At 55.4% G+C, this 25,031-nt stretch carries 22 protein-coding genes and 4 pseudogenes; 14 read left to right on the top strand and 12 right to left on the bottom strand.

Annotated features, from left to right (window positions below):
• Positions 1-34: 34 nt before the first annotated feature.
• From AC0L7U_RS16880 to AC0L7U_RS16870, 3 genes and pseudogenes are all read right to left on the bottom strand, one after another.
• Positions 35-412: a Na+/H+ antiporter subunit C gene (locus tag AC0L7U_RS16880; RefSeq protein ID WP_473692329.1), complete on the bottom strand. Its 378-nt coding sequence runs from the start codon at positions 410-412 to the stop codon at positions 35-37.
• Positions 412-831, bottom strand: coding sequence for a Na(+)/H(+) antiporter subunit B (locus AC0L7U_RS16875; protein ID WP_473692327.1), 420 nt, complete (start codon positions 829-831; stop codon positions 412-414). The genes AC0L7U_RS16880 and AC0L7U_RS16875 overlap by 1 nt, the downstream gene beginning before the upstream one ends.
• Positions 831-3,214 (bottom strand): annotated as a pseudogene (locus AC0L7U_RS16870) (putative monovalent cation/H+ antiporter subunit A). Before AC0L7U_RS16870 ends, AC0L7U_RS16875 begins: the two are co-directional and overlap by 1 nt.
• Before the next feature lie 393 nt (positions 3,215-3,607).
• On the opposite strand from AC0L7U_RS16870, the gene AC0L7U_RS16865 reads away from it, so the two are divergent.
• Entirely contained in the window at positions 3,608-4,558 is a 951-nt protein-coding gene (locus AC0L7U_RS16865) for a sensor domain-containing diguanylate cyclase (protein WP_473692325.1), read from the top strand.
• 130 nt (positions 4,559-4,688) lie between these two features.
• Positions 4,689-5,135 carry a peptide-methionine (R)-S-oxide reductase MsrB gene (gene msrB / locus AC0L7U_RS16860; RefSeq protein ID WP_473692323.1) on the top strand — a complete coding sequence of 149 codons (447 nt, stop codon included), beginning with the start codon at positions 4,689-4,691 and terminating at the stop codon, positions 5,133-5,135.
• Positions 5,136-5,177: 42 nt separating this feature from the next.
• Here the strand turns inward: msrB and AC0L7U_RS16855 are convergent, their stop codons facing one another.
• The gene (locus tag AC0L7U_RS16855; protein WP_473692321.1) at positions 5,178-5,630 is read right to left on the bottom strand and encodes a winged helix-turn-helix transcriptional regulator; all 453 of its coding nucleotides are present in this window, start codon (positions 5,628-5,630) and stop codon (positions 5,178-5,180) included.
• 110 nt (positions 5,631-5,740) lie between these two features.
• Here AC0L7U_RS16855 and AC0L7U_RS16850 point away from each other — a divergent pair, with 110 nt between their 5' ends.
• Positions 5,741-6,202, top strand: a complete 462-nt coding sequence (locus AC0L7U_RS16850) for an NmrA family NAD(P)-binding protein (RefSeq protein WP_473692319.1) — start codon at positions 5,741-5,743, stop codon at positions 6,200-6,202.
• A complete protein-coding gene (locus tag AC0L7U_RS16845; RefSeq protein ID WP_473692317.1) occupies positions 6,141-6,599 on the top strand; it encodes a Rossmann-fold NAD(P)-binding domain-containing protein in 459 nt (152 codons plus the stop codon). The genes AC0L7U_RS16850 and AC0L7U_RS16845 overlap by 62 nt, the downstream gene beginning before the upstream one ends.
• Before the next feature lie 117 nt (positions 6,600-6,716).
• Here the strand turns inward: AC0L7U_RS16845 and AC0L7U_RS16840 are convergent, their stop codons facing one another.
• Together AC0L7U_RS16840 and AC0L7U_RS16835 are read right to left on the bottom strand one after the other, a co-directional pair.
• Positions 6,717-7,217, bottom strand: coding sequence for a methyl-accepting chemotaxis protein (locus AC0L7U_RS16840; RefSeq protein ID WP_473692315.1), 501 nt, complete (start codon positions 7,215-7,217; stop codon positions 6,717-6,719).
• Complete coding sequence (locus AC0L7U_RS16835; RefSeq protein WP_473692314.1) at positions 7,135-8,763, bottom strand: HAMP domain-containing protein; 1,629 nt, start codon at positions 8,761-8,763, stop codon at positions 7,135-7,137. Before AC0L7U_RS16835 ends, AC0L7U_RS16840 begins: the two co-directional genes overlap by 83 nt.
• 239 nt (positions 8,764-9,002) lie before the next feature.
• On the opposite strand from AC0L7U_RS16835, the pseudogene AC0L7U_RS16830 reads away from it, so the two are divergent.
• Positions 9,003-11,142, top strand: a pseudogene (locus AC0L7U_RS16830) (S9 family peptidase).
• Between the two features lie 201 nt (positions 11,143-11,343).
• On the top strand, positions 11,344-11,712 hold the full coding sequence (locus AC0L7U_RS16825; protein ID WP_473692312.1) for a hypothetical protein: 369 nt from the start codon (positions 11,344-11,346) through the stop codon (positions 11,710-11,712).
• A 286-nt stretch (positions 11,713-11,998) separates the two neighbouring features.
• On the opposite strand, the pseudogene AC0L7U_RS16820 reads toward AC0L7U_RS16825, so the two are convergent.
• Positions 11,999-12,602 (bottom strand): annotated as a pseudogene (locus tag AC0L7U_RS16820) (superoxide dismutase).
• A gap of 498 nt (positions 12,603-13,100) precedes the next feature.
• On the opposite strand from AC0L7U_RS16820, the gene AC0L7U_RS16815 reads away from it, so the two are divergent.
• Entirely contained in the window at positions 13,101-13,856 is a 756-nt protein-coding gene (locus AC0L7U_RS16815; protein ID WP_473692310.1) for a thermonuclease family protein, read from the top strand.
• A gap of 74 nt (positions 13,857-13,930) precedes the next feature.
• Here the strand turns inward: AC0L7U_RS16815 and AC0L7U_RS16810 are convergent, their stop codons facing one another.
• Complete coding sequence (locus AC0L7U_RS16810; RefSeq protein WP_473692309.1) at positions 13,931-14,791, bottom strand: branched-chain amino acid aminotransferase; 861 nt, start codon at positions 14,789-14,791, stop codon at positions 13,931-13,933.
• A gap of 201 nt (positions 14,792-14,992) precedes the next feature.
• Here AC0L7U_RS16810 and AC0L7U_RS16805 point away from each other — a divergent pair, with 201 nt between their 5' ends.
• Together AC0L7U_RS16805 and AC0L7U_RS16800 are read left to right on the top strand one after the other, a co-directional pair.
• Positions 14,993-15,655, top strand: coding sequence for a haloacid dehalogenase type II (locus AC0L7U_RS16805; RefSeq protein WP_473692307.1), 663 nt, complete (start codon positions 14,993-14,995; stop codon positions 15,653-15,655).
• Between the two features lie 738 nt (positions 15,656-16,393).
• Entirely contained in the window at positions 16,394-17,095 is a 702-nt protein-coding gene (locus tag AC0L7U_RS16800) for a helix-turn-helix transcriptional regulator (RefSeq protein ID WP_473692305.1), read from the top strand.
• A gap of 287 nt (positions 17,096-17,382) precedes the next feature.
• Here the strand turns inward: AC0L7U_RS16800 and AC0L7U_RS16795 are convergent, their stop codons facing one another.
• Complete coding sequence (locus AC0L7U_RS16795; RefSeq protein WP_473692303.1) at positions 17,383-17,916, bottom strand: DUF302 domain-containing protein; 534 nt, start codon at positions 17,914-17,916, stop codon at positions 17,383-17,385.
• 278 nt (positions 17,917-18,194) lie between these two features.
• Here AC0L7U_RS16795 and AC0L7U_RS16790 point away from each other — a divergent pair.
• From AC0L7U_RS16790 to AC0L7U_RS16770, 5 genes and pseudogenes are all read left to right on the top strand, one after another.
• A pseudogene (locus AC0L7U_RS16790) lies at positions 18,195-19,584 on the top strand (dipeptidase).
• A 104-nt stretch (positions 19,585-19,688) separates the two neighbouring features.
• Positions 19,689-20,285, top strand: a complete 597-nt coding sequence (locus tag AC0L7U_RS16785; RefSeq protein WP_473692302.1) for an LOG family protein — start codon at positions 19,689-19,691, stop codon at positions 20,283-20,285.
• Between the two features lie 79 nt (positions 20,286-20,364).
• Entirely contained in the window at positions 20,365-21,105 is a 741-nt protein-coding gene (locus tag AC0L7U_RS16780) for a DUF1131 family protein (protein WP_473692300.1), read from the top strand.
• A gap of 488 nt (positions 21,106-21,593) precedes the next feature.
• Positions 21,594-21,857, top strand: coding sequence for a hypothetical protein (locus AC0L7U_RS16775; protein WP_473692298.1), 264 nt, complete (start codon positions 21,594-21,596; stop codon positions 21,855-21,857).
• Complete coding sequence (locus tag AC0L7U_RS16770) at positions 21,817-22,851, top strand: TIGR03808 family TAT-translocated repetitive protein (RefSeq protein ID WP_473692296.1); 1,035 nt, start codon at positions 21,817-21,819, stop codon at positions 22,849-22,851. Before AC0L7U_RS16775 ends, AC0L7U_RS16770 begins: the two co-directional genes overlap by 41 nt.
• 80 nt (positions 22,852-22,931) lie before the next feature.
• Here the strand turns inward: AC0L7U_RS16770 and AC0L7U_RS16765 are convergent, their stop codons facing one another.
• The 3 genes from AC0L7U_RS16765 to AC0L7U_RS16755 all read right to left on the bottom strand — a co-directional run bounded on the left by AC0L7U_RS16765 (position 22,932) and on the right by AC0L7U_RS16755 (position 24,927).
• Positions 22,932-23,651, bottom strand: coding sequence for an SGNH hydrolase domain-containing protein (locus tag AC0L7U_RS16765; RefSeq protein ID WP_473692295.1), 720 nt, complete (start codon positions 23,649-23,651; stop codon positions 22,932-22,934).
• An 84-nt stretch (positions 23,652-23,735) separates the two neighbouring features.
• The gene (locus tag AC0L7U_RS16760) at positions 23,736-24,206 is read right to left on the bottom strand and encodes an acyltransferase family protein (RefSeq protein ID WP_473692293.1); all 471 of its coding nucleotides are present in this window, start codon (positions 24,204-24,206) and stop codon (positions 23,736-23,738) included.
• Positions 24,199-24,927, bottom strand: coding sequence for an acyltransferase family protein (locus tag AC0L7U_RS16755; RefSeq protein WP_473692291.1), 729 nt, complete (start codon positions 24,925-24,927; stop codon positions 24,199-24,201). Before AC0L7U_RS16755 ends, AC0L7U_RS16760 begins: the two co-directional genes overlap by 8 nt.
• Positions 24,928-25,031: the final 104 nt, after the last annotated feature.

The following is a 25,031-nucleotide window of genomic DNA, read 5'->3' as shown; positions in this document are numbered from 1 at the left end:
ATATCAACGGAAACAGAAGAACCAGCCATCTATCTCAATATCCTTGTGGCGGGGGAAGTTCGTCTTCAGGCTCGGCGACCCGCATCTCGTCGATGTTGTCCGTCCCAAGCTCCTGATAGACGCGAAACGCCAGCACGAGCAGATAGGCAAAGAACGAGAAGGAAATGACGATTGCCGTCAGCACGAGGGCCTGCGGCAGTGGATTGGCAGTGGCAACATCGGGCACCGAATGACCGGGCTGAATGACCGGAGGCACCTGACGGGTCAGACGACCCGCCGTGAAAATCAGCAAGTTGACGGCGTTACCGAGCAAGGTAATCCCGAGCAGCAACCGCACGATGTGGCGCGACAGCATGAGGTAGGTGGCTACGGCGAAAAAAATGCCGATCAGAATGCAAAGACCTGATTCCATCAGTCGCTCTCCCTTTCCTCAAGCGCCAGCGCAATGGACGCGATCGACCCGACGACCACGAAATAGACGCCAATGTCGAACAGCATAGGTGTCGACAGGGCGATCTCGGTATCGCCGAAATGCAGAAAGGCCCATTGACTGGTCAGATAGGACTGATGATAGAGCAGCGATGGCAACCCGGAGAGCGCCGACAACAGCAGCCCGAAGGCCGATAGCCCCAGCGGATTGAAAACGATGGCCCGACGCACGGTGACCACGCCGCAGGCAATCCCGTAAATCGCCAATCCGGAGGCAGCAATCAACCCGCCGATAAATCCACCGCCCGGCTCGTTGTGGCCGCGCAGCAGCACAAAGATGGAAAACAGGATCATCAGTGCGGATATATAAGGGGCGATCGTGCGAAAGATGATGGTGCGCATTACTGGATCTCCACCTTCTTGGTGACCGCTTCTTCACTGGCCGTCTTGTCGAGATTGGTTGTTGGCCGGGTGCTGATGCGCACCAGAGCCAGAACACACAAGCCCGCCATGGCGACAACGGCAATTTCGCCCAGCGTATCAAAGCCGCGGAAGTCGACGATAATGACGTTCACGATGTTGCGGCCATGGGCAATCGTGCGGGCGTATTTCTCAAAGAAGTCAGACAGGGAACTGTCAAACGGGTGCTGTGTGATCGACATGAGCGTCAGACAGAAGCCTGCCCCAACCGCCACAGCAATGATGCCGGTGGCCCAGGTGGCACCGCGTGACCGGTGATCGGACGGGGCCAGGTCCAGCCGCGTCATCACCAGCGCCAGAATGACAACCGACAGGGTTTCCACCATGAACTGGGTGAACGACAGATCAGGCGCGCCAAACAAGAGGAAGATCAACGCCACCGCAAAGCCCTGAATGCCCAGCGATACGATGGCCGTCAAGCGGCTTTTGGCAATCAGCACCGCCCAGAGACCTGCCGCGGCAATCAGGAACATGCCCAGTTCATAGAACTTGTAACCCGGCCACTCCGGTATACTCGGCTACAAGCATCGTTCAGGTAGAGCGGCAGCAACAATGCGACCGCGACCAGACTGAAGATGACCATGAGATAAGTGTGCATGCGACCGCCCTGCACCGAACGTGTCAGCCCGTTGGCCGATCTCACGCAAATGCTGACAAACTGATCGAAGCCTTTGTTCGGCCCCCAGTTCAAAGCATCCAGGAAGACCCCCACGGCACCGCGAATTCGGTCCGAAATCAGGAAAAACACAATTCCAAGGGCAATGGTCACCACCGACAAGAGCAACGGCAGACCGACATGCTCCGGGATCAGATGCAGCTCGACATGAAGCTCCTTGGTCACAAGAGCATTGGTCATTGGGCCGATGAAGAACTCACCCGTATAAGGCGACAGCAGAGCTGCCAGAAGCCCGACAATCGACAAAACCAGCGGGCCGATGATCAGCAGAGCGGGCCCTTCATGCGCATGTTTCGGCGTTTCAACCTTGGGTCCGAAGAACGGCTTGATGGCAACAATCGCGGCAGCCGCCATCATCAGGGCGTTTCCGATTACAGCTGTGGCCGTGGCGGCGACAGCGAGAACACCTCCGACGCCGGACGTTCCCTCGTAGAGCACTTCCTTGGCAATGAAGCCAATGAACGGTGGCAAGCCGCACATCGACAGAGCGGCAAGCGAAACCGCGAGGAAGGTCAAAGGCATGGAGCGGCGCAAACCGCCCAGCTTCGATAGCTCACGCGAACCAGCCTCGTGATCCACGCAGCCCGCGACCATGAAGAGCGCGCCCTTAAAGAGCGAATGCGCGAAGAGATAAAGCACAGCGCCTTGCAGCGCATATTTGTTGTCGACGCCCACCAGCATGACCAAAAGGCCAAGCGATGCCATCGTTGTATAGGCGAGGATCAGCTTCAGATCGGTTTGCCGGATCGACAGCAATGTGCCCGCAATCAGCGTGACACCGCCGAAGATCGGCAGAATGGTCTCCCAAAGGGCTGTATCCCCAAGCAGCGGATGCATACGCATCAACAGATACACACCTGCCTTGACCATGGTGGCCGAGTGCAGAAAGGCTGACACTGGCGTTGGCGCTTCCATGGCGTTCGGCAGCCAGAAGTGGAATGGGAACTGTGCCGACTTGGTGAAGGCACCGCCCAGCACCAGTAGAAAAACCGGCAGATAGAAGCCACTGCTGCGCAGAACGTCCGGGTCCTTCAACAACGCCGACATGCTGGTTTCGCCAGTGACCGAGATAATCAACATAAAGCCCGCGATCAGCGACAATCCCCCGCCGCCCGTCACCAGAAGCGCCTGAAGGGCGGCCCGGCGCGACGCGATGCGCAGATGATCAAACCCGATGAGCAGGAAGGACGTAATTGACGTCAACTCCCAGAAAATCAGCAGCGTGACCAGATCATTGGCCAGCACCAAGCCCAGCATCGACCCCATGAAAAGAAACAGGAAGGCAATAAAGCGCCCCTGCTTGGCATGTCCCTTCATGTACCCACCGGCATAAAGGATAATGAAGGTACCGATGCCAGAGATCAGCAACGAAAAGACAAGAGACAGGCCGTCCAGATAAAACGAGAACTGAACGTTGAACTGTGGTGCCCATGCCTTTGCGATCACAAAAGTATCGCCGTGAGCCACAGGCCCGACATACCCAAGCAGGCAGACGAAAATGATGGCTGGAACCAGTGCCAGCAGCCAGGCCGCATTATGCTTCAGGTGCTGTGTCGCAAATGGCGAGATCAGTGCTGCAAGAAAAGGAGCTAGGACGGCATAGATAACCGTGTCGGTCGCGGCTGGCATCATGCTGTATCAATCGCTTTGACAGAATGGACATGGCGGGATCAGATCCCGAATCAACGACAAGCGCCAATTGGTTGGTTAATCAGCACTCTTACGTCCCTCTCTTGTCCCATGCAAGAGTTATGAAAACCTTGCAGCAAAGCATATCCGCCCCCCGAAAAGGCAATTACAAGCAAACTTCAGCTCAGATTTCGCCGTTTACTCAAAAAGAAAATATTTGGTAAATCTGAGACCTACTGAAAATGACTTACACTCACAACAAGTTCATTTACAAAACTCCTTGCTGCAGATCTGCTTCACTTTGCGCAAAGCAACCGATTAACCAAAGAAAATTACAACTTATTTCCAATTTTCTCCTAGCCTTTGACGGGATCACGCGGGAGAGCACCACTGATGTCCGATCTTAAACATCCCCCTCAACATCTGCCGAAGCTGAACAAATCCGTTAATGTTCAGGCCCTGATCGACTGTCATAGCGACGTGATCATGCAGTTTGACGCGCAGATGAAGTTGCAGTTCGTTACGCCCTCCGTGCGCACTGTCCTTGGGTGGACAGAAGACGATTTTTCAGACATCTATCGCAGCATTCTAAAGGACGATGACGGTTTGGAGTTCAGCCAACGCGTCCGCAATCTGCGCTCCGGCTCGCCGCGCGCCGGAAACTCGATGTTTCAGGTCTTTCGCCGCGATGGCAGCTTGATGTGGATCAAGATGGGTTGCACCGCCATTGCTGGAACGGATGGGGAACCGGGCGGATGTCTAGTCAGCCTGCGTGACGTGTCCGAATTGAAACGACTGCAAAAAGAGGTTGCGGCAATGGCCATGACCGATCCGCTGACCGGCTTGCCCAATCGTCGCGCCTTTGATGCGGAACTTGAAAAGCAATGGGCCATTTCCCGGCGCGAGCAATCCGAAATCTCCCTGCTGATCGTGGATGTCGACCACTTCAAGGACCTGAATCGATCATTTGGGCGCCGCGTGGCGGAGGATTGCCTCAAGGCCGTGGCACACACGTTGTTGCAGGGCGTCAACCGCCCCGACGACACGACCGCCCGCTTTGGCAATGACGAATTGGCCATTATTCTGCCGCGCACCAATGCAAGCGGTGCGATGTTGGTGGCCGACCAACTGAAGAAAGCCGTCGAGGCCCTGGACTTTCCCAATCCGCTGGAAAACGCCTCCAACAACATTCTCACTGTCTCTATCGGCGTCTGCGCTACCATCCGCGAAAACCGCGACACCGTCGATTGGCCCGAAGAGCTGCTGTCTTCGGCAGAAGAAGCCCTGCTTCGCGCCCGTGTCGAAAGCGGCGACCGTACATTCCTCATTCAGTTGTCCGTCTAGAAACAACTCTGCACGCCACCTCAGAATGAGACCCGCCGTTTGTGGTCGACAAACCATCTGACAGGCTTGCCGTCGTTGCTCCCTCCCCCTATGTGCAGAGAAAGCAAATTTGTGGAAGGGACAACACCTGATGACCGACGCAACTGACAAGACCCTGAAGGCGGGGGACACTGCGCCTGAAGGGAAAGTCCGCAAGACCAAGGAAGAATGGCGCGAGCAGCTTACGCCCGAGCAATTCCATGTGACGCGGGAAAGCGGCACCGAGCGCCCGTATACCGGACCTTTCCTCGATAACCACGAGTTGGGCCGATACGACTGCGTGTGCTGTGGTGCCCCCTTGTTTGAATCTGATACGAAGTTCGATGCGGGCTGTGGCTGGCCAAGTTTCTTCAAGGCAGTCACCCCTGAGGCCATTACCGAGATCGACGACTCTTCCCATGGCATGAAACGCACCGAGATCCGCTGCGCAAGCTGTGATGCCCATCTTGGTCATGTGTTTCCCGATGGGCCACCACCGACCGGCCTGCGCTACTGCATGAATGGTCACGCGATGGCGTTCACGCCACTGGGCCGATAAGAAAACGATTTTTGCGAGCCTCCGCCCTCGCAGAAATGATCCTCAAGCTGGCACGGACACACTGTCCGCTGCCAGCTTTTTAGTGGCGACACCCGCTTCGATCCTTTCAATATTCAACTCAATCCAATCGGTAAAATCGCGCAGTTTTCCGGCTATTTCCTGCCCCAGTTCCGTCAACGCATAATCCACATGCGGGGGCACGACAGGGCGTGAGTGACGTGTCAGAAACCCATCGCCTTCCAGAACCTGCAACGTCTGAGCCAGCATTTTCTCGCTCACACCATTGATCCGTCGACGCAAGGCCGAATAGCGGTGCGGCCCGTCGATCAGCGAAATCATCACCAGAACTCCCCATCGGCTGGTGACGTGGTTCAAGATGCGACGTGATGGACAATCAGCGTTCATGACTTCACCACGCCCCATCTTTTCCGACAATGTCAAATAGTCGCGCTCTCCTTCGAGCGAGGCCGTCTGTGGATGTTCGGTTCTTTGCATTTTTTCGCCAATCTTCGCTTTTCTCAAAACTCACCTTTTTGTACGTACTAACAAAAAGAGAGCTGGCAATCCATATCCCCTTTGTAAAAGCACAAACCAAGGAGATTTTGATGCTTGCAGTCACCGGAGCCACCGGCCATTTGGGTCAGTTCGTCCTCAAGGCACTTAGCGAAAAAACCAATGAAAAGATCCGCGCGCTGGTGCGCTCGCCAGAAAAAGCGGCAGGTCTTGCGAGTGATCAAATCGAACTCGTCAAGTTTGACTATGACGCCGCAGACACTTTGTCTCCCGCCTTGCAAGGCGTGGACCGATTGCTGCTGATCTCCAGCAATGATCTAAGCAACCGTGTGGCACAGCACACCGCAGTCATCGAGGCTGCCAAGCAGGCAGGCGTTTCCCTTATCGCCTACACCAGCTTGCTGCGGGCCATGGACATCTCCCATGACGCTGGGCGACGATCACCGGGCAACGGAAACCTTGCTCAGCGCTTCGGGACTGAGCCATGTCTTCTTGCGCAATGGGTGGTATCTGGAAAATTTCGCGGGCAGCATCGCCGCCGGCCTTGCCTATGAAACCATTGCCACAAACAGCGGTGACGGTACGATCTCTGCTGCAAGCCGGCAGGATTATGCCGAGGCTGCTGCGCAAGTGCTGGTCGATCCCGACACCTCCAACCGCACGCTGGAACTGGCAGGCTCCCCCGGCTTTACCATGGCTGAATTGACCGCAGAAGTTTCCCGCCAATCCGGCAAGAACATCACTCTCGCCCATATGGACAAGCAGGCCTATGCAGATCTGCTGCTTGGCGCCGGACTGCCGGACAGTTTCGTGCCGATCCTGCTTGATGCCGAAGCCTGTGCTGCCAACGGAGCGTTGGAAAGCGACGACACCACACTTGCCACACTCATCGGCCACTCAACGAAGCCTTGGCAAGACTTTGTGGCTGAGACTGTAAAATCTCAGTCCTAACGGCAAAACGCTCTGCCAAAAAAATGGGAGCGAGGATATTCTCCCCGCTCCCGGCTGTCATGCCGTTTACCTCAGGCCCAGCTCCCTAAAGCGTGATCCTGGACACGAACGTCTGCATCAGGCAGCATCAAGCTGAGACAGGAAGTCTCGCATTGCCTTCCGCAGGTTTTCAGTATGATGGCTTACCTGCGTCGAGGAATCGCGCACCTGCCCCGATGTAATCGTCACGGTTTCCACCGCCGTGCTCAACTGGGTCATGTTACGCGACACCGTCTGCGTCTGGTTTGATGTGCTTTGCGCGTTGGAAGCGATTTCTCCAGTCGCTGCCCCCTGCTGTTCGACCGACTGCGAAATCGACGTTGTATTCACGTCAATCTCGCCCATCGTCTTGACGATGCCCTCGATGGCACTCACGGCCTCGACGGTCGAACTCTGGATCGCACTGATGTGCCCGCCGATTTCGTCGGTAGCACGCGCCGTCTGGGTGGCTAGCTCCTTGACCTCGGCGGCCACGACCGCAAAGCCACGGCCCATTTCACCCGCCCGAGCCGCCTCGATTGTCGCGTTCAGTGCCAGAAGGTTGGTCTGCTCGGCGATTTCCTGAATGAGCGTGACCACCTTGGCCAATCTTGTCGACGGCATCGGCAAGACTGCCGACCTTCTGACTCGTCAACTGGGCCTGGGTCGATGCGCTGTCCACCACCCGGGCAGTGGTAACAACCTGACGGCTGATTTCACTGATCGAGGCTGACAATTCTTCCGCTGCTGTCGCAACTGTTTCAACATTCGAAGATGCATTTTCAGCTGCATCTTCAGTGGCTTCCGTCAGAGCTTGTGAGTTCCGGGCCTCATCTGCCAGAACCTTGACTGCTGCCTCAAGACCGGTTGCGGCCTGTTCCAGCGAGATGAAATAGGCATCCGTGCTGGCCTTGAAGCCTTCTGACAGCTCGGCCATCAAACGCTTGCGCTCGCCCGCCTGATGTTGATCCTTTTCAGCCATTTCCTGTGTCAACTTCTGCCGCGAAATGAGTGATTCCTTGAAGTCGGCGAGAGCATCCTTGAGCTTGCCCAGCTCATCACCGCTTTTCCAGGTGGGCATATCTGCGGCCAGATCACCGGCAGCCAATCGCGTTGCAGTGCTTTCCAACTGACTGGCCCGCACCGCAATCGTGCGGCGGAAATACAGGCCGCTGATAATCGCCACACAGGCAATGAGCAAAGTTCCGGCAAATTGAATGACCTGAGAATCTTCCCATTTATCCTGAAGACCGCTCAGTTCGGAGGTCATCGAATCGTGAATAAGTTCCTCGGCTTCATCCGCAAGAGTAATGAAGTTCGTGAAGCTTTCGGAAATACTCACTCCCCCCACTTTACGGGCTTCGCTCATTTCTTTGGCCACACCATAACGCGTATTGGCTAGATCAGTCAGGTGGTCTATGTCAGCGGCAATCGCCGCAACCTTTGCCGCGCCAAGCAGATCGGCAGGCAGACTGGCCACCTCCTTACGCGCCTTCGTAAAGCTATCAGTTGCTTCACTGAATTGCTCACCTTCATCGCCACTGAGAATTTCGGCGACGAGCAGATGGCCATGCGCCAGATCGAATCGGGCAGCCCCCAGTGCTTTCAGGACGGCAGCGTTCGGCGCTGTCGCATCGCCCAAGTCGGCCAATCGCTCGACAAGCTGATCGTAGAGGCTATCAAATTCGATGTCAGCCTGTGACCCCACCCCCTGATCCCTTGACAGAACCGCGTATTGAGCCTGGGCGCTCTTGATGAACTTATCAACGGCTGGACCAACTTCGGTCATGATCTCTTGCACCTTCGGTGAGGTGCTGGCCAAAAATGTCCCCTCGTCGTTCTTGCCACCTGATTGAATAGCCTGAACGTAAAAGCGGGTCTCATCGAGCAGATTCCAGACCGTCTCGATCTTGTCACCGCTTTCCGCACCGGAGAGAATGCGTTCGTACAGAAGACGCGCCTGCGTCGCCGTCAGCTTGATCTCCATCGCCGCATCCCCCAACGGAGCGAGGCGTTCACCGAGGCTCACCCCGGCGGAACCGACACGATTTAGCAGGAAGTTTGTCGTCAGCCCCACGCCAGCCGGAACAAGCACCAGAATGACGAAAACAAGAAGCAGCTTTCGAGAGACTGTAAGATTTTTCATCATCAAACCTTGAGTTAACCCACTTTGAAAACAAATACAGATGAAACGAATTAAAAAACGGATAAGGAAAAACTATTAGCGCACAACATCAACTATCAACTTAATGTAATAATTATTTTAAACATTGTGATTTTTATCATTTAATTTTGGCCTCTTGAGAGAAATCTATACTTACAAGAAAATGAAAACTATCCAATGACATTGCACGTGCTGGCTTGAACTCACCGGGTTTCTCGAACATGGCAGGCCTGCTGCCTCTTGCCTCTTTACGGCAAAAGCCCTACCTCGAAGAGCATGATGAAAACGTTGCTCCCCCTCGCGCAGACGCGCGGCCTCAAACCCTGGACATCCACGGCATCAAGCGGCAGGACGAATACGCCTGGCTGAGGGCCGACAACTGGCAGGACGTGATGCGCGATCCGGATGTTCTGGACGCTGATATTCGTGCCTATCTGGAAGCGGAAAACGCCTATCAGGACAGCGTCATGGCGCCCACAGCTCCCTTGCAGGAGACACTGTTTGCCGAAATGCGCGGCCGTATCAAGGAAGACGACAGTGCTGTCCCCTCGCCCGATGGTCCGTATCTTTATGGCACCGAATATGTGAAGGGCGGCCAGCACCCTCGTTTCACTCGCGCCAATCGTGACGGTAGCGATCAGAGCGTCATTCTGGATGGAGACAAGGAAGCCGACGGCAAGGCCTATTTCCGTTTCGGCGGGGCGGATCATTCGCCCAACCACAAGCTTCTCGCCTGGGGCTTTGATGACAAAGGCTCCGAATTTTACTCCCTCGCCATTCGCGACCTGACAACCGGCAAAGACAGTGATTACCGCATCGAGGACACTGGCGGCGGCGGTGTTTTTTGCGCGGAAAGCAAATATCTCTTCTATGTGCGGCTGGATGCCAATCACCGACCGTCGAAGCTGTTCCGTCATGAAGTCGGCAGTGACCCGGCATCAGATGTGCTGGTGTACGAGGAAAAAGATCCCGGCTTCTTCATGGGCGTTGGCAAGACCCAGTCTGGTGAAACACTCGTCATCGATATCCACGATCACGAAACATCGGAAATCTGGACCATCCCGGCGCACTCGCCACTTGAGGCTCCGCAGCTTATTGCAGCGCGTGAAACCGGCATCGAATATTCGCTCGAAGATCGGGATGGCACGTATTACATCCTGACAAATGCAGGCGATGCGGAAGACTTCAAGATCGTCACCGCGCCGAAATCCGCACCCGGCCGGAACAACTGGAGCGATCTTGTTGCGCACAAGTCCGGACGGCTGATCCTCGGTCATGATGTCTTCAAGACGTTCATGGTGCGCTCTGGAACGTGAAAACAGTCTGCCACGCATTGTGCTGCGATCCTTCGAAGACGGGCGTGAGACCGAGATTTCCTTTGACGAGGAAGCCTACTCTCTCGGCCTTGGCGGCTCCTATGAGTTCGACACGACGACCATCCGCTTCTCCTATTCCTCAATGACCACGCCATCGCAGGTGTATGACTATGACGTCCCCACGCAGGACCGCGTGTTACGCAAGGAACAGGAAATTCCTAGCGGGCATGAGGCTGCGAATTATGTAACCCGTCGCCTGATGGCAACGGCAGCCGATGGCGAGACTGTGCCGATTTCCTTGCTGTTTCACAAGGATACACCACTGGACGGCTCTGCCCCTTGCCTGCTCTATGGCTATGGCTCCTATGGCATTTCCATTCCCGCCAGCTTCAACACCAATTGCCTGTCGTTGGTTGACCGCGGCTTTGTCTATGCCATTGCCCATATACGCGGTGGCAAAGACAAGGGCTTTGCCTGGTACAAGAAAGGGCGCCGTGAGTTCAAGAAGAACACTTTCACCGACTTCATCGCGGCCAGCGAACATCTTGTGAAAGAAGGCTTTACCGCGCACGACCGCATCGTGGCGCAAGGCGGCTCTGCCGGTGGTATGCTGATGGGCGCTGTCTCCAACATGGCCCCGAAGAATTTCGCCGGGATCATTGCCGAAGTGCCCTTCGTCGATGTGCTCAACACAATGCTGGATGAAACACTGCCGCTGACACCGCCGGAATGGCCGGAATGGGGCAACCCCATCGCAGATCGCGCCGCTTATGATTATATCGCCAGTTATTCGCCTTATGATCAGGTCGAAGAAAAGGCCTATCCGGCGATCCTGGCGGTGGGCGGCCTGACCGATCCGCGCGTAACCTATTGGGAACCGGCGAAATGGGTGGCACGATTGCGCGCCAAAAAGACCAACGACGCTGTGTTGATGCTGAAGACCAACATGGAAGCTGGTCATGGCGGTGCGTCCGGGCGCTTCGATCGGCTCAAGGAAGTCGCACTTGTGCAAGCCTTCGCGCTGATGATTGCCGAAAAGGCCTGACCACAGCCATCTTGCAGACTTTGGAGGCCCGGCGAATGCTGCATTCGCCGGGCCTTTTGCATATTGAGGACAAAACCCCGGCTTACCAGTTGTTTATTGCGAATAAGGAACCTGTCGAAATTCGACCGCGTTCTTCCTATATCAGGACACAAGAGACATTGTGCCGGACATCCGGCCCCAAATCTGCGCAAGGAGCCGATAATGCGACCGTTTCTGCCCAAAACTCTCCTGTCCGGCATGTGCATTGCTCTGGCGGGAGCCGCCCTAGTGACAGGACCGGTCACACTGGCCCATGCAAACCCGATCACTCAGTTCCTGTTCGGTCCGACACCGGATCGCAGTAAAGTGCCCACGACCTATGGCACGAAGTATCAGTGCAGCATCTACAAGCGTAACGGCAATGCCCATGGCTGGCGCGGCATCGTTGGCGGGCGGCAGTTCGACTTCGACAAGATGCATAATGTCTCCGGTGAAGGCTGCTTTCCAACGCGCCAGAAATGCAAAGCCTATCTCTGGGGGATGAGCAGCTACATCGACATGAGCTTTTACAGCAAGTGCGAAAGTTTCTGATCGCCATCGACAAGCACAACGCGGCATTGACCACAACTGAATTGGCCGCTGGCTCTCCGGTCCCGGCAGCTTAAGGCTGACATGACGGATGGGTTTTCTCTTCAGACAACAGCAGGTAGAAGCCCGTCTTCACCCGTCAGCCTCACTCCCCTGCACACTTGAGGACAGTCGGTGCCTGCAGGGTGCCATTCCGCCAAATCGCAAATACATCCCCAGATATGCAAAAACCCCGGCCAAATGGACCGGGGTTTTCTTAAATCTTGATCATGTCTTGAAGTTGCCAGACTTACTTGTTGGCCGCTTCGAAGAGTTCCAGGACGTAGTCCCAGTTGACCATGTTGTCGACGAACGCTTCGAGGTACTTCGGGCGCGCGTTACGGTAGTCGATGTAATAGGAATGTTCCCAGACATCGACGCCGAGCAGCGGCGTTGCACCATGAACCAGCGGGTTTTCGCCGTTCGGGGTCTTCATGATTTCCAGCTTGCCGTCTTTCATTGCCAGCCAAGGCCCAACCAGAGCCGAACTGTGCAGCGCCAGCAGCAAGGAAGTCTTCGCGGAACTTGTCATAGCCACCGAGGTCGCTGTCGATCTTGGTCTGCAAAGCGCCAGGCAGGGACTTGCCGCCGCCGTCCTTCTTCATCCACTTCCAGAAATGCATGTGGTTGAAATGCTGTGCAGCGTTGTTGAACAGCGCCTGGTTCTTACCATGGCTGCCCTTGACGATTTCTTCGAGGGACTTGCCTTCGAATTCCGTCCCCTTGAGCAGGTCGTTGCCCTTGGTCACGTAAGCGTTGTGGTGCTTGTCGTGGTGGAATTCCAGCGTTTCGGCCGACATATAAGGGGCCAGCGCATCATATGCGTAGGGAAGCTCGGGCAGTTCAAAAGACATATCTAAACTCCTTGGGTCAGAGACCAGCGGCGGGGATTTTAAATCGGATCAATCGACATCCGTCCTCCCGCTTCGGTTGGCAATTTAAGCAGTCCTCCGGAGTTCGGCAACGTTCGAACGGTAAATAAAAAAATATTTTCCTTCTTTTTTAGGAACGGACGTCTTTGCTCCGCATTGGACAATCAGGCTGCGTGCGTCCAGCCCCCCCCTCCTCTTCGCATCTCACAACAGACCTGACCGCATCGCCTGATGGCAAGTCCATCGGGAGAGCGAAACCACGCCTGTCACCGCTGCCCTTTCATCACATTCGCTTTGCCTCATGCGTCAGATAAACGCCGCTTTCTCAGAGGCGGACGCAGGCGGAAACCGGATCTTTACGATTTCGTAAGAAAATTGCGCTGCTGTTTAACCGATTTCGTTTCAAGTATTTGATCTGTCTGGATTTTGACTTTGGTAGCCCTAACGCTCTTTCGCATCCGCCGCAGGTCGCGCCTGAAGATGAGCTGGCTTGCTGTGGCCTTTGCCCTCGGCATTCTGCTCGGCACTGGTCCGGAATGGGGGCAATGGATCCCGGCAAGCGTTGCATCCGCCCCTCAAATCGGCTCCCAAGCGCGCGTCATTGACGGCGATACGCTTGCCTTCGGCGCAGACCACGTTCGTATGAACGGCATTGATGCGCCTGAAATGTCGCAGGCCTGCAAGGACGCCTCCGGAGATCGCTATGCCTGTGGCCAACAGGCAAAGGCCTATCTGCAATCGCTGATCGGTTCCAGCGGCGTATCTTGTGATGGCACCGACAAAGACCGCTATGGCCGCCGCATCGCCACCTGCTACGTCGGCACGACTGACCTGAACGAAGCCATGGTCAAAAGCGGGCATGCTCTCGCCTATGTGCACTATTCCACGCGCTACGTAGCGCAGCAGCGACAAGCCGCACAAGCCAAGGCCGGCATGTGGGCAGGCGACTTCACCGCACCTTGGCAGTATCGCAGAAGCGAGACGTCTGATGCCTCAGATGTTCCAAGCATCCAGCCAGAGCGCGCCACCAGCACCTTGAAGCCCCTCACCGTGGCTGCCCGGGGCACAACGTCCGCACCCTGCCGGATCAAGGGCAATATTTCCGCGAACGGCAAGATCTATCATGTTCCCGGCTCGCGTTACTATTCGCGCACGCGCATCAACACCGCGCGCGGCGAGCGTTGGTTTTGCAGCGAGCGCGAAGCGCGCGCCGCCGGATGGCGCGCTCCACGCTGAATGGTCACCGCAGACACAAAAGGCGCCGGTTTCCCGACGCCCTGTCTCTTTTGATCCCCTAGACGCCTTCAGCGTCAAGCATGCGAAAACTCCCAGTAGAGTTCGCGAGCCTTGCGGGCAATCGGCCCAACGCCCAGCTCTTTTGTCTCGATACGGGTGATCGGCGATACCTTGGAATAATTGCCTGTCGAAAACAGCTCATCCGCATCCAGAAGATCCTGATAGACAAGAGAGCGCTCGTAAACAGGAATCCCAGCTGCACTGAGAAGCTGGATCGTGCGCTGACGCGTCAGACCATTCAGGAACGTGCCGTTCGGTACGGAGGTATGAACCGCCCCATCCTTGACCATGAACAGGTTGGACGAAGTCAGCTCCGCCACATTGCCTAGCACATCCAGAACAACCGCATTGTCAAAGCCACGTGAGGCAGCTTCGCGCACGGCGCGGGCGTTGTTGGGATAAAGACACCCGGCCTTGGCATTCACCGGCATGGTCTCGATTGTCGGACGACGAAACGGGGACAGGGTCACGCTGGAGGACTTCTCGAAATCACCAAACGGTGCCTCGAAGATATTGAGGCAGAAGGCCGTGGTTTCGGCATCCGGCGAGATGACCCACAGGCCATTGCCCTCGGCCCAGTACATCGGCTTGATATAGAGTGGCTTGTCAGACGATGAGAATTTGGTCACGCCTTCCTTGCAGATCTGCACCATATCATCGACGCTCATGAACGGTTTCAGCCCAAGACTGTGCGCAGATGCATTGATGCGGGCGCAATGCAGCGCCAGATCCGGCATGACGCCTTCAAAATAGCGCGCACCGTCAAAGACCGAGGAGGACAACCAGGACGCATGAGAAAGCGGCCCCATGATCATGGGGTTGCCGTCTTTCCACTGCCCATTGATCCAGGTCCAGCTTTCAATCGTGTTGCTCATCTCCACAGCCCTTTTTTCATATCGTGTTGCCCGGCGGAGGGAACGCCTTTTCCCAAAGCCCGTCAATACCGGAAGTCGATGTTTTGGTACGGCAGCAATACTTACCTATTTTTTCTATTGTGCATCGCAGCATATTGACGTCTTCGAACAAAGCTGTCTTTATACCAATCGTTCAAAAACCCCCATTAGAGAGGCTGTTCGATGGCCTATTCTGCCTACGCCTTTGATGCTTATGGCACCTTGTTCGACGTCCATTCTGCCGTGCGTCGCCATGCAGAAAAGCTTGGACCCGACGCCAAGCGGTTTTCTGCGGTGTGGCGCGAGAAGCAGCTTGAATACTCATGGGTGCATGCCCTGATGGGAGAGTATGTCGACTTCTGGACGCTGACGGAGCGCGCCCTGCAAACAGCCTACCAGACCGTTCCGGGCGCTGATCCGACGCTTCGGCAGGATCTGCTCGAGGCCTATTGGAGGCTGGACTGCTATCCGGAGGTGCCTCAGGTGCTGACGTCGCTGAAGCAGGACGGCGCAAAATTGGTCATCCTGTCCAATGGGACACCAGCCATGCTGGAAGCCGCCGTTACCGCTGCGGGTCTGGGTGCCGTCTTCGATGATGTGTTTTCAACCGACACCTTGCGCACCTACAAGCCCGCGGCCTCTGTTTACGAGATGGTCACGACACAGTTTCGCATATACCCCACGGCCGTCTCTTTCCAGTCCTCCAACCGCTGGGACATTGCCGGGGCAACAGCCTTCGGCTTCCGCAGTGTCTGGATGAACCGGGGACATGCCCCGGACGAATATCCGGATCAGGCTCCACAAGCGGTCTTGAGTGATCTGACCGGCCTGACAACGCTCGACTGACGCAACGAGTTTTTGGTTCAAAAACCTGCCATCCGTCCGCAATAATCTGGTTGCTCTATGACATTTGTCAGAGGGGAACCAGACTATTGCTTAGAACGCCATTTCGAACGATCAGTCCCGTCGTCCCGTCCAGCCAAATGCGACAAGACGCGGCACAATTCGACACGAATGAGTCGATTTACGTTGCGATTCTCGGTTGTGTCGAAAAACTATTGTCGATTTTAGCAATTGTTTTTCTTCTTTGGACTCGGCGAGACGAAATACAAGCTCCCGAGCAGACGCCAGAGACCTCACAGGCGCGTTACTTGTGACATAAATCGCCTCAAGCGAATGTGATCAAAATAAGACACAAGCAGAACCTCGCAGAACTGCGAATGTCATTTTTCTTTTTTATTTACAGAAGCTTGCTCTCCACAACCCACAGGATATACGTAAACATCCCCACAGCAAATTTAGAAATTTGCAGAAATCATTTGATAAAAATTTGGCATCGAAAGACAAATTTAGACACATTCCGCATTGGTATTTTGAATAGAATTATTGTAACTTATACAAACTGCCGCATGGGAGGAGAAGAAAGGCTAGGTATTTTAACCACTAAGCCTTCCACCAAGTGTAGTAATAGTAAGTAAATTGACAAAACTAATAATCCCATCGGTGGAACGACCGGCAAAATAAAAACAGAGCCGTTCGGAACGCAAACAAGCAACCAAAGGTTGCGTATAATGGATGTGCACAATGTTTGATCATTCTGAACTGAAAAGCAAAGTCAGAGCTATTTCCGAAGCAAATGCAGCACATCATGTGCTCGATATTTTGGAATCCAACCTGCGTCGGCTCGGAGCGACCCATATTCTGGTCACCGGACTGCCGATGCCTAATCGCCCCATCGAAAACCTGGTACAGCGCTTCCGTTGGCCAGACCAACGCAACGACGGTATTGAAAGCACGGCGCTCTCGACGAGCGACAGTGCGTTGATGCTGGCGCTCGCGTCAAATCGAGCATCCGTCTGGAAAGTCTCGGCGGGTGATATCGAGCACTCAAATCTTCTTGCCTCTGTTGGAGAAGGCAATGAAGTGGTCATCATTCCGATTACGGACCTGTATCCATTCCAGGCATTCGTGTTTGCCGCCGGACCGTCGATGCAGTTGAACAAATGGGAATTGTCTGGCCTCGAAACTTTGTCATCGGCCGCCTTTTCCCGATTGCATGACCTTGGCGTCATTTCGGGTCAACGCCCCGGTGCCTTGTCGACCCGCGAACGTCGCGTGCTCGAATTGACAGCTTTCGGCAAGACGGCTGGTGAGATTGCTGTGGTTCTGGATATTTCCCAGAGAACGGTTCACGCGCACTTGCAGAATGCCAGCGTAAAGCTCAATGCCTCCAACAAGACGCACACGGTGGTGGAGGCATTGCGTTACGGTCAGATCCGAGTGTGACGAAGCAATCCCCTACACTTCATTGAAAATGCGGGAATGGACGTGATGTCCGTTCCCGTTTTCATAAGCTGCATCTGATCTGAGGTGACCACACGCTGCCCGAGCCAGCCTTTTCGAGTTCAGAGTTCAGAGTGAACGATCTGGCAGGTATTTTCAGAACGCCAGCGCACTCTCGCGAATGGTCGCGCGCCATTTGACGGGGTCCCCGTCATCGAATTTCTCGATGGTCCTCTCAGTCGCGACATCAGCCCCGCTTGTGCCAAGTGGATGTGCGATGGCGCAGATTTTTACGGCTTTGGCCCGACAGGTGCCACCGCGTTTGTGGCAATCTTCTCGAAAACCCTATCCAGTTCTTGCGCCAGCGCTTTGAGGTCCGAGCCGCCTTCGCTCATGTAGGGCGCAAACACCATGCTTGGTGTCTTCCACGACAAGATGCCAGTATGCGTTGGCGTCTCCGTGACATAAAAGCGGATCGGCGCCTCAATCCCGGCGGCGAGCGAGGCCTTCAACATGCGTCGGGCATAGTCATTGCGATAAACACCGATGATCCTGTTGCCCGGGATGTTCAGGCCCTGCCCCTTGGCTCCATCAGACGCGCTGGCTTGCGTCACCACCAACATCCCCTGGCGTTTCACCGCTGCTCTCACCCGGTTCACCAAGGTCTCATAGGGCAGCGAGGTGGACATGACGCGCCACCCGGGACGTGCGGTCATATCAGCCGCCATCCGAGCAGGATCTGCCGGAGCCGCATCGGCACCCCATGCCCCGACAGGCGCGGAAAAGGCGGCCACGCAGACGACAAGAGCCTTCAAAAATCGCATGGAATGGGTCTCCTGTGGCGAGCGACAAATGCTGTGCGAAGTCTACCCGGCGACGGCTTTTGCTGTCGACAAAAACCCGCAGGGTGTCGCTTCGTCCCGGTCGGCACGAAAGCCCCCTTCTCCGCTCACGCGGCTGAGGACATCAAACAGCCGCGATCCTCAGCCAATCGATACCCATCGCCAGATCAAGGTCACTGTCCAATTGCGACAGGCTCAACCTGTCTGCTATGACCAAGGCAAGCTTTCGAATTCCAACACGATAACACCAAGGATACCTCATGAGCACTCTCGACAAGGTTCTCGATCGCATTGATGCCGATCTGGACAAGAGCCTGGACCGCCTCTTCGAGTTGTTGCGCTTCAAGAGCATCTCGACTGATCCGGCCTACAAGGACGACTGCCGCGCCACCGCGGACTGGCTGGCCAAAGAGCTGACGGCAATCGGCATCGAGTCCAGTGTCCGCGACACCATTGGCAATCCGATGGTTGTCGGACATCGCAAGTCCGGCAAACCAGGGGCCGCATGTGTTGTTTTACGGCCATTATGATGTCCAGCCGGTCGATCCGCTCAACCTCTGGAACAGTGATCCGTTCGAGCCGGTCATCGAGACCCGTGACAATGGCGTCAAGGTGATCACCGCACGCGGGGCCGTGGATGACAAGGGACAGCTCATGACCTTTGTGGAAGCTGCCCGCGCCTTCATGGCCGAACATGGCGATCTGCCGGTCGATGTCTCTATCCTGTTCGAGGGAGAGGAAGAATCTGGTTCGCCGTCACTCGCGCCGTTCCTCAAGGAGCACGGCGATGAAGTGACCGCCGATCTGGCGCTGGTATGCGATACCGGCATGTGGGATGCTGACACACCGGCTATCTCCGTCATGCTGCGCGGCATGTGCGCCGAACAGATTACCATCAAGGCAGCGGACCGCGATCTGCATTCCGGCTTCTACGGCGGCGCAGCACGTAACCCCAATCAGGTGCTGGTCGACATTTTATCCGGGCTTCGTGACGAAAACGGGCGGATCACTCTGCCGAACTTCTACGACGGCGTCATCGAGATGCCGGACGATGTGAAGGCCATGTGGGAAGATCTGGGATTTGACGACGCCACCTTGCTCGCCCCCATCGGCCTGTCGCTGCCGGCTGGCGAAAAGGGTCGCACAGCACTCGAACAGGTATGGACCCGTCCGACTTGCGAAATCAACGGCATGATCGGCGGTTACACCGGCGAAGGCTTCAAGACGGTTATTCCGGCAGAAGCCCACGCCAAGATCTCGTTCCGTCTCGTGGGCGATCAGGACCCGCTCAAGATCCGCGAGGCATTCCGGGCCTATGTTCGCTCCAAAGTGCCAGCTGATTGCGAAGTCGAGTTCACGGAACGCAGCGTCAGTCCGGCCCTGCGTCTCGATTTCAATCACCCGGCCTTGCTCAAGGGGAAAAAGGCCCTGACCGAAGAATGGGGCAAGACGGCTGCTCTTATCGGTTGTGGTGGCTCTATTCCCATCGTCGGCGATTTCAAGAGCAAGCTTGGTATGGACTCCATGCTGATCGGCTTCGGCCTGGACGACGACGCGATGCATTCGCCCAACGAAAAATACAACCTCAAGAGCTTCCACAAGGGCATCCGCTCCTGGGCCCGCGTCTTGAACGAACTGGCCGAATCCTAAGGCAATCCCCTTGCCAGCCAATCCTGTCTGACAAAAGCCGGCGGCGGGCGTCCTGCCCCCGGCCCTTCTTCTTCCAAGCTCCCGTCCCTTTTTTGAGGTGTTCCATGTCCACGGTTTTGACGTCCGTTTGCGTTTTCTGCGGCTCCAGTTCCGGCACAGATGCGCTTTATGAAAAGGCTGCGAGAGAGACCGGCACACTCATTGCCGAAGCAGGCCTCAAACTGGTCTATGGCGGGGCCAAGGTCGGCTTGATGGGGGCTGTCGCCGACGCTGCCATCATGGCCGGCGGACAGGTCATTGGCGTCTTGCCAAAAGCCTTGAAGGACAAGGAGCTGGCACATGAAGGCTTGAGCGAATTGCACATCGTCACCTCGATGCACGAGCGCAAGGCAAAAATGGCAGAGCTGTCCGATGGGTTCATCGCGCTTCCCGGCGGCGCAGGCACGCTGGAGGAAATCTTCGAGGTCTGGACATGGGGGCAGCTCGGGTTTCACACCAAGCCATGCGGCTTTCTCAATATCGAAGGCTTCTATTCACCGCTTCTGACGTTTCTTGATCAGCAAGTTACTGCCGGCTTCACCAAGCCGCAAATGCGCGCCATGGTTCAGGAAGCGGCCACCCCAGCCGCCTTGCTGGAGGCCTTTCGCACCTATACGCCTCCTTCCACACCAAAATGGATAGACCGCATCGAGCAAAGCTGACTGGTTTCGCACAGGCCCCGTTCAACGGGCATTTCACAGCTATTCACAGGCAAGACAACAGCCTTAAGAGGCCGTTAAAATGCTTCGGCTTATTGTCCAGCGCATTCCTGTCATTCGACAAACTGCCTATGATGAAACCCGGAGCAAGCGCTCCGATCTCACGGCCTTATTCTGGAGTTACCAGTTGATCCGCTACCGGTGTGAGGCCATGTTTGGCTTGTTGTTTCTCGGCCTGACAGCCTGTTCCCCTGCCGTTGGCCCCAACGCGCTGGACCTGTCGTCATCGGCCCCCCTGCCTGCTCCCGCCGGCGCATCCGGCCCAGGCCTCCAGATCACCAATGACGGCGTTGCAGGCATTTCCGTGTTGACCCCCTATGGTGCGCAATCACTTGAGGCGGCTCTGCCCGGCTACATCATCCAGGGCATCCAGACCGCCGTCGAAGACAACACCGAGTGGGCGCAGGCTGCCTTCAACAGCGACGGCTTTCAGGTGCTGCAAATCTTCAAGGGCAAGGATGGAAAGGTTCGTGAAGTTCACGGTGTTGGAGAAACAGTGACCGGCCCCAATGGCGAGCAGTTGGGCATGACCTTCAAACAGATAGGCACTCGCATCAGCTCATGCCGTGTGGGCCGTAACCTGTGGCGCGGCATGGCCATTTGTCGGGCTAAGAATGCCCCCAACGTCAAGCTTGTCTATGCCATTCCCCAGTATGCCGGGCCGTTTGACCAGCTTCCACCGCGAGACAAGCTGGCCAAGGCAGATCTGCAACGCCTGCTGTGGCAGCCTCCGCATGCCGCAGCCCGTGCCGCCAACAGCTAGGGTGTGATCTATAAATGCGTGACAAAGGTCGGAACAGATTTTTCGGCCTGTTCATGTCCAGCGCAGATCTGCAACGGTTACGGCGTCTTCAAGTCACGACCGGATAGTTTCCGGATCATCCAGAAGGCGGGGAGGTTCCGGCTCCCAGCCAAGTTCCTTGCGCGAGGCGGCGCTTGAAACGGAGTGATCCATCGCGAAAATTGGGACAAAGGGCCCAGCCCGAAACGCGGCTTTTCTTGATGTGGTCTCCCGCCAAACTGCCCGGCACGGAGCTTGCTGCACATCGACTATGATGAGCATATTTTCTCTTTTTGATACATCATCTGTCGGCAGATGGCTCAAAACGGATCACACACGCCATGCGGCGCGTCTCGACACGGGACGTCGGCGCCTGATGACGTCCGCGGCGGCTTTTGGCCTGACGCCCATAGCTTTTGCCTTGCCCGCCTCCGCCACGGCCATTCAGCCTGGCAGGCCTGCGCGGATCTGTGGATGCCACAAGCCTGAACGTCGCCCCCGATGCCACGCACAACCAGACACGCGCCATTACCAAAGCGCTCAAAGCTGCGATGGAACAGGGCAAGCCATTGTTTTTACCGGCCGGAAGCTACCCCGTTTCGGAAATCGACTTGCCCAGCGGGGCAGTCATCATGGGTGTGCCCGGTCGAACCCGCCTCGTTTATGATGGTGGTTCACGGATCTGCGGCACGGATGGCGGGCAGAACATCACGCTCAGCGGCACTGGTGTTTGATGGCATCGACCACTGGGCACCAGAGAAAGCCAGTGCGCTGGTTGAAATGTCCAACGCCAGTAACATTCTCATCGAGGATTGCCAGATCCTCAACTCAAAGCGCAGTGGCCTGGTGCTGACCCGATCATCCGGTCATGTCTCCAATTGTCTGGTCTCCAAAGCCGCAGATACCGGCATTCGTTCGAATGAAGCCAAAGGCCTGACGATTTCAGGCACCACGGTTGAGGACTGCGGCAATGCCGGCATACAGATCTGGCGCTGGAGTATCGGTGAGGACGGTACATTGGTGCGGGACAACCGCATTCAGCGAATTGCTGCAAAAGCCGGTGGCACGGGACAGAATGGCAATGGCATCAATGTCTTTCGGGCGGAAGGTGTGCTCATTGCCAACAACCATATTTCAGACTGTGCCTTTTCCGCCATTCGGGTCAACAGCGGCTCCAACAGCCAGATCAGCGGCAATGCCTGCAAACGATCCGGCGAAGTGGCGATCTACTGCGAGTTTGCCTTTGAAGGGGCTGTCATTGCCAACAATGTTGTCGATGGAGCCACTACAGGCATCTCGATTGCCAATCTCGATCAGGGCGGTCGTCTGGCGGTGTGTTCCGGCAATCTCATCCGCAATCTGATATCGAAAGGCCCATATCCAGCCGAAGGGCTAGGGTTTGGCAATGGCATCACCGCCGAGGCGGACGTTTCTATCACCGGCAATGTGGTGGAAGGCGCTCCGAATTTCGGGCTTGTGCTTGGCTGGGGGCCTTATCGCCGCAACCTGCTCGCCTCGCAAAACATCCTGCGTGCGTGCGGCACTGGCATCTACATCAGTCTCGTCGAAAAGACTGGTCCGTGCCTTGTCACCAGCAACATCATCCAGGGCACCAAAAAAGACGCCATCGCCGGCTACCGCTGGACCAACCGCATCACCAATGACCCGGCAAAACTGGCGTCCCTGGATGAAGCATTGGTGGTCAAAGACACGATGATCAGCGAATGAGCAACGAACCGTAGCGCAGGACAAGGAAACCTGCGCCGGCTCAGGCAAACAAGGGCAACGCTACAGACCGCCCACAGAGGCTAGTGGTCAGAGCCAACGTGTCCCAGCGGCTCATTTGCATCCTTTGAATAGGGCCCGACAATCTTCTGATACAGATTCCACTTCTTTCCGAGGTACTTGGACCCGTAGTAAGAGAGGTGGCTCTGGTCATGATAAAAAGTAAAATTATCATCGTTTGTTCGGCAAAGACCATCGTGACAGAAAAAATTACGCAACCAGATCACCTTGGCGTCGTTCTCTAGGGACCTAAAAATGTGATATGGAGATTTATTGAACTCCAGATCCCGCTCAGATGAAAAATTGCAGTCGAGAGTTAAAAAAAGCATCAAATTACGAGCGTAGCATTGTGCTGGGTCATATCTTGTCGAAGGCGGCGATGTAATCACGACCGGGGTAAACCCCTCCACCTTTAGCCACTTGATCATGGCCTTTAGTCCCCTCACCGCATCAATAACTTTCGACGGTCTTTTATTACTTTTTTCGTCGATATACGGAGAATTTGAACCAAATTTATTGAGCCTAGAAGCTAAAACCACATATTTTGGTCTATGATTTTTTTTAAGCCATGCGATTACCTTCTTATTAAAATCCAAACATCTCTGAGCTCGCAGCAAATATCCAGGTTTATAATTTAACGAAACTGCTCCTGAAATCATTGGCGTACAGCTTGAAAGCGTAAACTGAATTAAGCCGACCTTCGGATTCGAGGCAACGATGCCGGGGATCAAATGCTCCGGCATGAGAGTCGCCCCACACAACGATCTCAGGGTTTTCGGAAGTTTTACAAACGACAAATTCATCGACACTCCCATCACACTTTTTGCTCAACCCCTCCACCCCCGAAGACGATACATCAAATTTGAACTCATTCCCGGCCTGAAAGGAAGAATGTGATTATCCCTAGCTCCAAGCGCTAGAAGGCGTCCAGCAGCGGCAATCACGATCGCCATAACAACGAAACCAATCAGCAGCACCCGCCCCTTTAAAATACGTTGAAACCGCATTGGTTGTTCGATGACGACCAAAGACACTGTCGCAAAAACGCCGCTCATCATGATCAAAAGCAGAAGAAACGATGTATGCAGATTTTCTTCTCCAAACCTAATGCGCGCGAATGCTAGGACAGGCTGGTGCCAGAGGTAAAGGCTGTAGCTGATAAGGCCCACACCGACAAATGGTCGTGTCGAAAGTAGTTGTCCGACAAACATACGTGGGGAGACAAAGGCAATCAGCAGAACAGAACCCAAAACCGGAAGCAGAGTCCATACACTTGGATAGGCAACACTCTCATCCATCCAAACGACGGACCCAAGAATGAGAGCTAAGGCCGGCACCAGAAGCCCCTTCAGAGACAATACGGGATGGCTGCCAACTTTGATCTCGCTTCCAGAACGCAAGCAATGCTCCGGCCATAAGCTCCCAAGCACGCGTCTGAAGCAGGTAGTAGTTCTTCAGGGGATCAATACCAGACAGATACTGTGCATAGCCTAAACTCACCACAAAGATCGCAATGAGCATATGCAAACGAAACCGCCTGACCTTTGCCAGCAAGAAAAGCAGTATCGGGAACACAATATAGAACTGTTCCTCGACCCCTAGACTCCACATATGCATCAAGGGCTTAAGGTCATTCGACGTCGCGAAGTAGCCCCCTTGGCCCATTAATCTGATGTTCGCGCCAAAGAGACTGGTTGCCAGAACGGATTGCGCGAAATCCCGAAGCATTCGATTAGGAAGCCACATGTAGGCAAAGATGAAGCTCACCGCCAGCATAACGAAAAGGGCAGGAAGAATACGGCGGGCGCGGCGTTCGTAGAACGTCAGAAAAGAAAACGTTCCCGCCTTGATGTCCTTCGAAATGATCGAGGTGATCAGATACCCGCTGATCACAAAAAAGACATCGACACCGATGAAACCACCTTTGGCAAAGCTGAAATGGGCATGGCAAAAAATCACTGCCAAAACGGCGATGGCGCGCAGCCCGTCAATCTCAGGCCGGTATCTGATCGTCGACATTAAAATTTTCCAAACATTCCAATATGTCCGGACCCTAGGTCCCCCTCCCCGCGACAGCAAAGCTTTTTGCCCGATCTTGCGCGGTTATTCAGGTGTTGCTGCCC

This window comes from Roseibium sp. 10G30-5 (assembly GCF_055809635.1).
This window is presented reverse-complemented; position numbering and strand designations above follow the sequence as displayed.